The sequence below is a fragment of the Amycolatopsis sp. NBC_01286 genome (genome assembly GCF_035982555.1).
Lineage (GTDB): Bacteria > Actinomycetota > Actinomycetes > Mycobacteriales > Pseudonocardiaceae > Amycolatopsis.
On record NZ_CP108428.1, the window covers coordinates 2,312,936 to 2,324,613 of the forward strand.

Sequence of the window (11,678 nt, forward strand, 5' to 3'; positions counted from 1 at the left end):
GCGGCTGACGGCGGCCGCGCTCCGGAGGCGGAGGCGGCTGCTGCTTCGGCGGCGGCTGCCGGCGGCCCGGTTGCGCCGCTCGTGGCGGCCCGTCTCCCCGCTGCGGGGGCGGGGCGCCTTCGCGCCGAGGACGACTCGCACGCTCGGGGGGTAAGCCCGGCTCTCTCTCCAACGCGTGCCCAATCCTCAGTGCTCGGTCCCCGGTGCCGCGGCCCGTTCGCCGCGCACGTGCGGACCCAGGGTAATCGGGAACCGCCCGGAACACTCGAAGGCCGAGAGATCAGTCCACTGCGTCCCGGCCGGCCTTCGCGTCCTTCACCCGCCGGTAGATGCGCCGGGAGGCGAGCAGAAGCAGGGCCGCACCTGCGGCGACGGTCGCGATGATGGTGATCGCGCCGTACTCCGTGGACGTCAGTTCGAACCGCGCGGATGACCCGAGCGGGGTATCCGTGGGGGTGCGCAACGACACATCCACGCTGAACCGGCCGGCCCGCAGCGCCTCGACGGGCAGGAAGTAGTTCTTGCCGCCGCCCGCCGGGAAGAACCAGGCCTTGGCGTCGTCGGAGCGCAGGCCGGTGTTGTTGGTCAGGACGAACCGGGCGTTGATCCCGACCGGCAGGTCGTTGCTGACGTACACCGGCAGCGGCGAGTTGCCCGAGGCCAGCGCGATCGTCTGCTTCGGCTGCGAGACGGACACCTGCTCGCTGATCGCGGCCAGGTCGGCGCGCGCGTTCGCGGTCGCCGCGTCGGCGGGCAGGCCCCGCCACGCGGTCGACGCGCCCCGCAGCTCGGCCAGCCGGACCGGCGCGACGACGTCGTCCGGTTTCACCCGTTTGGTGGGATCCAGCTGCATCGCGGCGGCCAGGCCGGTGGTCTTGTCGTCGAGGGTCGACAGCGTCGAGACGAGGGCGGGGTCGGCCGCCGCGGCCGGGTCCTGGCCGCCGTCGCCGACCGGGCCGGAGCCCTCCGGGTCGGCGGCCAGCAGCGTCGGGAGCGAGGTCGCCGTGACGAGCCCGGCGTCGAGGTAGTTGCCGACCTGCAGCAGGTACGCGGTGAGCTCGGCGGCCGGGGCGGCCCAGCGGCGCGGCGGCGCGACCAGCAGGTGGTCCGGCCGCTGCTGCCCGGCGGGCAGGCCGAGGCCGGCGCGGAAGGCGAGCGCGCCGAGGCCGTTCTGGCTCGCGACGGCCGCTTCGGTGGTGGCCGGCATGGTGACCGAGTCGGGCACGGTCGGCACGCCCGTCATGGCCGAGGAGACGAGCGAGTCGGTCGGCTGCGCGCGGACGGTGCTGCCCTGCACGGTGACGCCGCCGCCGGCCGCGGCGGGCGCGAGCTTGCCGGCGTCGGTGAGCACCGTGCGGATCCCGGCCTGCGACAGCGCGGTGAGGACGGCGTCGCCCGGCGTGCCGTCCGGCCAGAGCACGCCGGTCTGCGGCGTGGCGCCGGTCAGCTGCTGGATCACGGCCGCGCCGGAAGCCGCCTTGGTGACCAGCGCGGGGTCGCCCGGGCGGATCCGCGAGACGGCGTTCAGGTCGGCGTCGGCGAAGGGCAGGGCCACCACGCACCGGCTGCCGACCAGCGAGCGCAGCGCGGCCAGCCACGTCTGCGCGGTCCCTGCGCCCTTGCCGTCGACGTTCCCGGCGTCGGTGTGCACCTGGTAGCCGCGGCTCATCGCGTCGACGGTCGCCAGCAGATCCGGGTCGAGTGCGAAACACATCGACCTGGCCAGGTTCGAGTCGCCCTGCACGGCCGTGTGCGCGGCCGTGACCAGCGCGTTCAGCCGGCCGTCCGGGCCGATCTCGTCGGCCAGGCGGTCGTCGGCCAGCACCGGCCTGCCGCCGAGCGGCGCCGCGTAGACGTGCGGGACGCTGCTGGTCAGCGGCCAGAGCAGCGTCATGCTCGGCGCGCCGGACGCGTGCGTCGCCTGCTTGCCCGGGCCGGCCAGCACCGGCATCAGCATGCTGACCGCGCCCAGCCGGGCCGGCCCGCCGAACTCGGGCGTGCCGTTGACGTTCACCAGCAGCGGGTAGACGCCGGGCTTGCCGAACTGCGCCGCGCGCTGGCCGGTCAGGGTCACCGAGATGTTCAGCGGCGCGGTCTGCCCGGGCTCCAGCGCGTCGGCGACGGCGGTGAAGTCCGTCAGCGGGCTGTCCTTGATGACCGCGCCCGACAGGACCTCGCCGATCCCGCGTTCGGTCGTCTGCCGCTCGCCGACCTGCAGCCGCACCTGCGGCCGGTTGACCTTGCGGTCGCCGGTGTTGGTGACGCTGCCGGCGACGGTCAGCGTCGTCGTCGAGCCGGTGATCACCCGCGGGTTGAGCTCGTCGAGCTCCACGCGCAGGCGGGCGCCCTCTTCCGCGTGGGCCACCGTGGCGCCGGCCAGGGCGGGGACGGCCAGGAAGAGGACGGAAAGGAAGGCTGCGGCGAACCGCTTCACTCGGGGGCTCCCTCAGGGGCGTGCTCGTCTCGTCCGTGGACGTCCGGGCGCGCTAAAAGTTCCTTGGCTTTCCGGACGAGCTTCCGCTCGTCGGAATACGCGAGTTTGGTCTCCAGCTCGGCCAGCGGGACCCAGGCCACCTCGGTGACCTCGACGTCTTCGTCGGACAGCTCACCGCCGAGCGCTTCGAGCAGGAAGTGGTGCACGGTCTTGTGGATCCGCCGCTTCTCGGCGACGAACCAGTAGTCGATGGTCCCCAGTGGCCGCAGGACCCGCGCGGAGATGCCGGTCTCCTCCTTCACCTCGCGCACGGCCGTCTGTTCCACTGTCTCACCGTCCTCGATGTGGCCCTTGGGCAGCGACCAGAGCAGTCTGCCGTGCCGGTCGAGCCGGCCGATCAGCGCCGCCTGTTCGCGCGCCGCGTCCAGCACGAGGCCACCGGCCGACGTCTCGTCGACCGTGGTCAGGCGCCTGCCGCGCTGCCGCCTCCGCCGCCTCCGCGGCTTCGAGGCGCCGGGGCGGCCGGCTGATCCAGACATGCTGCGATGCTAGAGCAAACGGTTGCCCCGGTAGGCTGGCTCTCCGTGTCCTGTCCGGTGGTGCCTGTAGTAATCGCACCCGAAAGTAGTGGGTTTTCCGTGAACGACGTGGTCGCCAAGCAGAACGCGGTGGTGGAGCGGATGCAGGTCCCGCCCCTGGCGGAAGAGCTGGCGGAAAGGTTCGCCAGGTCCGGTCACCGGCTGTACCTCGTCGGTGGCAGCGTGCGCGACGCGCTGCTCGACCGGCCCTCCGGCGACCTCGACTTCACGACGGACGCGCGGCCGGACCGCGTGCTCAAGATCGTCAGCGACTGGGGCGACGCCGTCTGGGACGTCGGGATCGCCTTCGGCACGGTCGGCGTGACGAAGAAGGGCATGCAGCTCGAGATCACCACGTTCCGCGCGGACACCTACGACCGCGTCGGCCGCAACCCCGAGGTCACCTTCGGCGACACCATCGAGGGCGACCTCCTGCGCCGCGACTTCACGGTGAACGCGATGGCCATCGAGCTCGCGTCCAAGACGTTCATCGACCCGCACGACGGGCTGCACGCGCTGGCCGAGCGGGTGCTCGACACGCCCGCGACGCCGCAGGAGTCGTTCGCCGACGACCCGCTGCGGATGCTGCGGGCCGCGCGCTTCGCCGCCCAGCTCGGCTTCACCGCCGCGCCGCGGGTGATCGACGCGATGACGTCGATGGCCGAGGAGATCGACCGGATCACCGCCGAGCGGGTGCAGGCCGAGCTGGCGAAGCTGCTGCTGGCGGCCGACCCGCAGCCGGGCCTGGAGCTGCTGGTCGACACCGGGCTGGCCGAGCGGGTGCTGCCCGAGGTGCCCGGGATGCGGCTGGCGATCGACGAGCACCACCAGCACAAGGACGTCTACCAGCACTCGCTGACCGTGCTGGCCCAGGCGATCGACCTGGAGTCCTCGCACGAACCGACGTCGGAGCCCGACCTGATCCTGCGGCTGGCGGCGCTGCTGCACGACGTCGGCAAGCCGGCGACGCGGGAGTTTCAGGCCGGCGGCGGCGTGAGCTTCCACCACCACGAGGTGGTCGGCGCGCGGATGGCCCGCAAACGTTTGCGGGCGCTGAAGTTCTCCAAGGAGATCATCGACGACGTCTCCCAGCTCGTGTTCCTCCACCTGCGGTTCCACGGCTACGGCAAGGGCGAGTGGACGGACTCGGCGGTCCGCCGGTACGTCACCGACGCCGGCCCGCTGCTGAGCCGGCTGCACAAGCTCGTCCGCGCCGACTGCACCACGCGCAACCGCAAGAAGGCGGCCGCGCTGCAGGCAACCTACGACGACCTCGAGGCCCGGATCACCGCGCTCAAGGCCAAGGAGGACCTCGACCGCGTGCGGCCGGACCTCAACGGCGAGCAGATCATGGAGCTGCTCGGCCTCCGGCCGGGGCCGGACGTCGGCAAGGCGTGGAAGTTCCTCAAGGAGCTGCGGCTGGACCGCGGGCCGCTGGAGCACGACGACGCCGTGGCGGAGTTGAAGAAGTGGGCGAGTGCGGAGGGAATCGGCAACTCCTGACCAAACTTCGGTGAATTCCGTAGAACGCTGGACCTCGGCGCCACGGATTGGGGATACTCCGGACCTCGGCTCACCGATGTGACCAGGGAGTTGTCTGCGCGATGTCCACTGAAGCGCCCGACTCGCCGAAAGCGGTGGGCGGCGGGAGCTTCTTCGTGGCGCTCCTGCGGCAGGGTGCGCCGGCCATCGCGACGGCCACCAGCGAGCTGTCGGAGGAGATCGGCGACCCGACCCCGATCCACGCGCTGAAGCGGATCTCGAAGATGGCCGGCCCGATCGACCCGGCCCAGCGCGACGGCCTGCTGCTGCGCGCCACCCGGTACGTCGTGCTCATCCCGCTCGCCTACCGGCTGCTCGCCGTGCCGGGCCAGTTCGGCGTCCACGTGATCGAGCACGGGACGACCGGGTTGCTGCCGGTCGGTGTGTTCACGCTGCTCTCGGTCGTGCTGAACGTCGTCGGCTTCCGCTGGATGCTCCGCTCGGCGCCGTTCCACGGCCGCGACGCGGGCAAGCTGCTCGCCGTCGACATCGCGTTCACCGTGCTCTCGCCGCTGGTCCTCGCGCTGACCGTGCCGCGGGAGGCGTACTTCGACGCGCTCGCGGTCAGCAGCGTCCACCTCTTCGGCGAGGCCGGGCTGCTGACGCTCGCCCTCGGCGTCCCGGCCGGCCTGGTCTTCGCGCTGATCAGCTTCCCGCTGCGGATGCTGGCCAACTGGCTGAACACCGGCCAGTTCCACGTCGACGCCGCGTTCTCGACGTACTCCGCGCTGCTCGCGCTGATGTTCCTGGCCACCGCCGGGCTGGTGCTCACCGGGCTCGGCACCCGGCTGGCGCTGGCCTACGGCACCCGCAACGGCCGGCTCGCCGAGCGCGCCCAGCAGCACCGGATGCTGCACGACACCGTGCTGCAGACCCTCGAGGCGATGGCGCTGTCCGGCACCACGAACCCGCAGGAGCGGCTGGTCGAGATCCAGCGGCTCGCCCGGGCGCAGGCGATGGAGATCCGCCAGGAGATCGAGTCGGCGGCGTCGGAACGCGCCGAGGCCGGCGCGCGGCCGCTGGGTGAGAAGCTCGCCACGCTCGCCGCCGAGATGGCGCGTGACGGGCTGCGCGCCCAGCTCGTGGTGGCCGAGCTGGACGACGACACGCTGTCCGAGGTCCGGCAGATCGCCATCCGCGACGCCGTTCGCGAGGCCCTGCGGAACACGATGAAGCACTCCGGCACCGACCGCGTCGTCGTGCGCGTCGAGGCGCGCGACGGCGGGATCGCGGTCATCACCCGCGACCACGGCACCGGCTTCAGCCCGGCCGACCGCCCGGCGGGCTTCGGCATCAGCGAGTCGATCACCGCGCGGCTGGCCGAGGTCGGCGGGACGTCCCTGGTGGAATCCAGCCCCGGCGGGGGCACTCGGGTAACGCTCTGGGTCCCCTTCTGATATCTCCTTGGCATGACCTCGATCGAGCTGCTCGCCGACGCCCTCGCCGCCTACCGCGCCGGTGACCGCGAGCAGGCCACCGACCTCGCCGGCCAAGCCGGCCGCGACGGCTCCTCACTGGCCGACGAGCTGCGGACCTACCTCGCCGGCGACGGCTCCGCGCCGGTGTACGACGCGCCGAGCGCGTTCACGGCGTTCATCCGCGGCGGCGGCAACGTGGGCCTCTACCGGGCGCTGAGCGCCGAGCTCGCGGCCCGCTACGACGCCGGGAAGCCGGAGTCGCTGCTCGACCTCGGCTGCGGTGACGGCCTGGCCGTCGTGCCCGCGCTGGAGCAGGCGACGCACGTGCCGAGCCGGATCGACCTGGTCGAGCCGTCGGCCGCGCTGCTCGAAGGCGTCCACGAGCGGGTGCCGGCGGCCCAGTGCTGGCAGTCGACCGCGCAGGAGTTCCTGGCCCGCGACGACCTCGGCTGGGACTTCGTCCAGTCGACGTTCGCGCTGCAGTCCATCGAGCCGGAGCAGCGCGCGGAGGTGCTGCGCGCGATCCAGCTGCGCGCCGGGACGCTGGTGCTCGCCGAGTTCGACGTACCGGAGTTCACCGAAGGCTCGCCGGAGCACCTGCGCTCGCTCGTCGAGCGCTACGAGCGTGGCGTCGCGGAGTACGGCGAAGACGCTTCGCTCGTTGCGCAGGGTTTCCTGCTGCCGGTGCTGCTCGGCCTGGTCGCCGGGCCGGAGCGGACGAACTGGGAGCACCCGGCCGCGGCCTGGGTCGAGCAGCTGAAGACGGCGGGCTTCACCGACGTCGGCGTCGAACCGCTCGCCGACTACTGGTGGTCGCCCGCCGTCCTGATCACGGCTTCCTGATCACACCCGGCTCAGGGAGCCCGTCTCGAGGTGCTGGGCGATCGGCCGCGGCAGCAGGTACGCGACCGCACCGCCCGGCATCCCGCTCCACGGCGCGGTGACGCCGGTCAACACGCGGATGGACCGCAGCACCCGGTACTGCCGCTTCTCCCGCTCGCGCTCGAACGCCAGCGACGTCTCGACGAACCGCGTCGCGTCGGCGTGCAGCAGGTTGCCGGTCTCGTTGCCGAACCGGACGACCTGCGTGCCCGGCGGCAGGACGATCAGGCGCTTGCCGCGGTAGAAGTTCAACGGCGGTTCGCCGCGCATCGGCAGGATCGGCCAGTCGGCGGGCTGGTCGGACTCCTCCGCCGGGCGCGCCGGCAGCATCAGAAGCACGCCGAGCAGGAACCGGGCCGCGTCACCGAGGGAGGTGAACGCCACCGGCTCGTCGGCGGGCGGCCGGGAGACCTCCCAGCCGTTCTCGGCCCGGCGCAGCGTCCAGACGCCTTCGGCCGGCACCTCGTTCGCGCCGATCCGGTAGGTCGCGGCCGGTACGCCGTGCTCGGCGAGCCGCTGCTGGAGCAGCTCCAGCGTCTCCGCGCCCTTCAGGTTCCGCACCTGCTCGCCCTGGGCGACGCGGGTGAGCGCGCGGTCGTCGGGCAGGTCCGCGGCCGTCTGCGGCGGCCGCGGGTGCCCGGCGACCTCCGCCTCCGCCGTCGCCCGGACGAGCTCGCCGACGAACGGCGGGCGGAACCCGGCCGCCCGGACGTGCTCGACCAGCTCCGGCTCCGGCGGCACCCCGTACTTGCGCAGGTAGTGCGGCACGGCGGCGGGCCAGATCCAGGTGCCGTCGGTGTGGAATGCGTTCGGCACCTCCGGCTTCGCGCCCGGCACCCCGAAGATGTCCGGCAGCGGCGTGGGCCGGTGCAGCGCGACCGGCGCCCGGAACAGGTAGTCGAGCACCCCGCGGACCTGGTCCGGCGGCACCGGTGGCCGGTTGACGACCGGGCGTTCGCCCTCGGCGTGCGAGTCGGCCGCCCTGGCGAGCCGGAAGGTCAGGTCGAGCGGGAGCCCGGCACGCGCGGTGAGCCACGACGGCAGGTGCTTCGCCGACCGCGGGAACGTCGCCAGCTCCAGCTCGTAGGCCGCGGTCGACGGCCGGCCGCCGTCGTTCGGCGGGACCCGCCACTCGGGCTCGCGGTCGGCGTCGAAGTCGAAGTCGAACTGCGAGGCCGAGTCGAGCGTGAACGTTCCCTGGAACCACGTCCCCGACTCGGGCTGGTACATCGACGCGCGCAGCCGCGCGAAGAGCCCGCCGAGGCGCGGGACGGCGGGCAGCGAGACCGAAACCGGGCCGTCCTCGTCGCCGACCGCGCGCAGCTCGATCTCGGCGTAGTCGCCGACCTGCCGGAACTGCGCGCCGACACGCGCCCAGCCGCCCGGCACCGTGTGCAGCAGCGTCCGTCCGATGGCCCGCAGCAGCGCGTTCTGGTCGCCGTCGCCCGGCTTCGGGCGCGCGTCCGGCGCTTCGGTGAAGTCCTGCCGCGCCTGCCAGATCGACTGGACGCGCTTCGCCGGCACGGTCACCGAGAAGTCGGTCAAGCCCAGCTGGGCCGCGCGCGCGGCGTCGTCGCGGACCCAGCGCAGCGTCAGCTCGGGCCGCTCGCCCGGAGCGACCTCGAAGACCTCGTCGTCGTACTCGCAGAAGGTGCGCAGCGTGAACGTCGACGGCACCTCGCTCGCCGGCACCACCCGCGCCGGACGGCCGTCCTGCTCCTTGTCGAAGCCGTCGGGTGCTTCGTCGTCCGGCAGCACGGACAGCAGCACCGTGCCGTCCGTGGTGGAGCGTTGCGCGCGGAAGGTCCCCTCACCCCACGCGGCGTACAGGCCGTCCGGGCGTTCGGCGACCTCGACCCGGTAACGCACGTTTCGTCCTCCCCTGACCCCAGTGACACCGGAAACCTAGTCGAGCGGGTACCGAGCGAACCACCGGTCTTCGTCCGGCGCATCCGCGCCGAACTCGGTGAGCGCGTCGTCCGCCAGCTCGACGATGACATCGCGCAGCTCGAGCTGGTCGAGCCAGCTCCGCCGCAGTGCTTGCTCGCCGTACATCGCGCCGACGAGGTTGCCGCAGACCGAACCGGTCGAATCGCTGTCCCCGCTGTGGTTGACGGACGCGAGCAGCGCCGTGTCGGCGTCCGTCGTGGTCAGCGCGACGTAGACGGACATCGACAGCGCCGTCTCACCGACGTTGCCCTGCCCGAGCGACTCCACCTTCTCCGGCGTCGGCGGCCCCTGCTCCGCCAACGCCAGCGCGGCGTCCAGCGCCGCGCTCTGCTCTTCGTGCGCGGGGTACTTCACCAGCTCGGCCCGCGCGGTCGCGACGGCGTCGAGGAGTGCCCTTCCGTGCAGCAGTTCGTGCACGACGACCGCGAAGCAGCCCGACGACAAGTACCCGCTCGGGTGACCGTGGGTCAGCGCCGCGCTCTCCGCGCCGAGCCGGAACACCTCGGCGAGGTCGTCCGACCAGAGCGCGATCGGCGCCGCGCGCATCACCCCGCCGCAGCCCTTCGAGTTGTTCACCGGCCGGTCCACGGTGCCGCGGACGCCGGAGCGGCCGTACGCCTCCAGCTCGCCGAAGCACGTCAGCCCCGGCGCGCGGCGGCTGAACAGCTCCTGGTGGGTGACGAGCCAGCCGTCCGGCGCCTCGACGTCGGACCGCGGCCCGCGCGCCCGGTCCCACGCGACGCCCTGGGTGTGCAGCCAGCGCTGGTAGGCCAGCTGCAGCGAGTGCCCGACGTCGGCGGAGCCGGTGTGCCGCCGCTGGGCGTGCGCGCGGATGAGCGCTTCGAGCGTGAACAGCGTCATCTGCGTGTCGTCGGTGATCCGGCCGACGCCGCCGTACGCGGGGATGAAGTCGGTGATCCCGGCCGGCCCGGCGAGCTCGCGGATCCGGTCGATCGAGTCGAACTCCGTCTTCGCGCCGAGCGCGTCGCCGATCGCGCCGGCCAGCAGGCTGCCGCGCAGCCGTGAGCGCAAGTCCGGTCCGGCCGCGTCCGGCGGAGGCTTCGGGGTGAACCGGCCGCTCGGGTACCGGCGCTCCCACCGCGCGTGCTCGGCCGTCTCCGTCTGGAGGCCGTTGCGGTTGAAGTACCAGAAGACGTCGCTCGCGACGTCGTCGAGCAGCCCGAGGTCGGGCAGCGCCGCCACCCAGGCGGCGGGCAGGCCGGGCACGCCGAGCCGGGCGCCGACCATGGCGCCGGCCAGTGCCCCGGCGACCGGGCCGGACCGCGCGGCGAGCGTGATCGCCGCTTCCGGGTCGTAGCCGCGCTTGGCCGCGGCGAACAACGCGCGGCCCAGCACCGACCGGACGCTCCGGCCGTCACCGATGCTTTCCAGCTGCGTGACGTCGTCGGCGTCACGGTCTTCGCGCAGGGCCAGCGTCGACGTTGCCAGCTCGCCGCCCAGCTCCCCCAGCCGCAGGTGCACCGGCAGCGCGAACTCCTCCCGCGTGAGCAGCGCCTGGAACAGGGCCACCAGCAGCTCGACGCCTTCGGTGACCTCCGGCCCGGCCGCGCTGCCCGTCAGCTCGCGGGCGACGTCCTTCGCGTACTGCTCGCCGTCGACGTCCGCCAGCGCCACCGCGCCGGCCGGCGTCGCGGCCAGCGCCGTGGCCAGCAGCGCGGAGAACTCCGCGGGCGCGGGGCCCGCGTGCCGGGTCGCGACGGCCAGCCAGCCGACCGGGTCCGGCTCGGGCAGCGTCGCCGGCACCTCACCGGTGGGAACGGGCGGCAGGCCGCGCAGCACGGCGTCGGTGTGGAACAGCAGGTGCCGCGTCAGACCGCCCAGCTCCAGCCGGCCCGGGCCGGCACCGCCGCCGAGCGCGTCACCGATCGCGAACCCGACGTACGCGCCGACGATCCGGTGCCACGCGAAGCGCCCGGCGAGCGTGCCCGTGGCGAAGAACTTGCCGGACGTCCACGGCACCGGCCGCGGGCCGGCGTCCTCACCGACGTGCGCGATCAGCCCGTTCGCGCCCAGGTCGGCCGGCCACTGCGGGTCCTGGCCGGCTCGGCGCCGGACGCCGTTGCGGTGCTGCCAGGCGAACCCGCGCAGGTACCGGACGCACTCCGCCGGCGTCAGCTCGACGCGGTGGTCACGGGCCTGGTCGACGGCGTAACGCAGGTGGCGGGTCAGCAGGTCCGGCGGCTCGATGCCGAACTCCCCGGCCAGCGCGGCCAGCGCCTCGGCGACCTCCGGCCCGGCTTCGGGCGCCGGCTCGTCGAGCCACGGCCGGGGGGCGGTGTCGTGCCCGGCGTCCGCCAGCTCGGCCGCGGCCAGGCTGCGGACGAGCCCGGTGCCCGGGTCGAGCGTCAGGCCGGTCCCCGGCTGGTGCCGCAGCAGCTCGCGCACGACCACCCGCCACCGCTGGGGGTAGCGGCCGGGCACCTTCGCCGACGAGCTGAAGGCGATGACCTCGTGGCCCGAGGTGCCGGGCACCGGCCGCAGCAGCGGCTCGCCGTCCGGTGTCGGCACGAGGACTTCGGTGTCGAGCAGCGCCTGCGCGAACTCGGCGCGGCTGATCCAGTTCGCGCCCAGGTAGTTCAGCAGCTTCTCGGCGTCGGTCGTCGGCTTCGGGAAGCCACGCCAGACCGGCCCCGGGGTGTAACCCTCGTTGGCGCGGCGCGGGCCGGTCGGCTCCCCGAACAGCGTGTACTGCGCCCAGCCGCGGATCGCGCGCACGGGGATGCCGAGGCCGGGGAACGCCGCTTCGTCGAACTCCGGGTCGACGTCCGGGCGCCACTCGACGAAGCCGTCGTCGATCGCCGCGGCCGCGCCGGGACGCGCGACAGCTTCCTCTTCGCTCATTCTCCCCATCCT

7 protein-coding genes are annotated in these 11,678 nt (G+C 73.5%); 3 read left to right on the plus strand and 4 right to left on the minus strand.

Translation table 11 applies throughout. The features are described from left to right. Positions 1-280: 280 nt before the first annotated feature. Complete coding sequence (locus OG570_RS11270; RefSeq protein WP_326956456.1) at positions 281-2,434, minus strand: DUF6049 family protein; 2,154 nt, start codon at positions 2,432-2,434, stop codon at positions 281-283. Next, positions 2,431-2,973 (minus strand): NUDIX hydrolase, encoded by a 543-nt coding sequence (locus tag OG570_RS11275; protein ID WP_247059621.1) that lies wholly within the window; start codon positions 2,971-2,973, stop codon positions 2,431-2,433. Before OG570_RS11275 ends, OG570_RS11270 begins: the two co-directional genes overlap by 4 nt. Positions 2,974-3,072: 99 nt before the next feature. Here OG570_RS11275 and OG570_RS11280 point away from each other — a divergent pair, with 99 nt between their 5' ends. From OG570_RS11280 to OG570_RS11290, 3 genes are all read left to right on the plus strand, one after another. Beyond that, positions 3,073-4,515, plus strand: coding sequence for a CCA tRNA nucleotidyltransferase (locus tag OG570_RS11280; protein ID WP_326956457.1), 1,443 nt, complete (start codon positions 3,073-3,075; stop codon positions 4,513-4,515). A 101-nt stretch (positions 4,516-4,616) separates the two neighbouring features. Further along, on the plus strand, positions 4,617-5,951 hold the full coding sequence (locus tag OG570_RS11285) for a sensor histidine kinase (RefSeq protein WP_247059618.1): 1,335 nt from the start codon (positions 4,617-4,619) through the stop codon (positions 5,949-5,951). Positions 5,952-5,963: 12 nt separating this feature from the next. After that, positions 5,964-6,815, plus strand: coding sequence for a class I SAM-dependent methyltransferase (locus OG570_RS11290; protein ID WP_326945416.1), 852 nt, complete (start codon positions 5,964-5,966; stop codon positions 6,813-6,815). Here OG570_RS11290 and OG570_RS11295 read toward each other — a convergent pair whose 3' ends face one another. Both OG570_RS11295 and OG570_RS11300 read right to left on the minus strand, forming a co-directional pair. Beyond that, a complete protein-coding gene (locus OG570_RS11295) occupies positions 6,816-8,723 on the minus strand; it encodes a TNT domain-containing protein (RefSeq protein ID WP_326956458.1) in 1,908 nt (635 codons plus the stop codon). A gap of 36 nt (positions 8,724-8,759) precedes the next feature. Then, positions 8,760-11,666: an ADP-ribosylglycohydrolase family protein gene (locus OG570_RS11300; RefSeq protein ID WP_326956459.1), complete on the minus strand. Its 2,907-nt coding sequence runs from the start codon at positions 11,664-11,666 to the stop codon at positions 8,760-8,762. Positions 11,667-11,678: the final 12 nt, after the last annotated feature.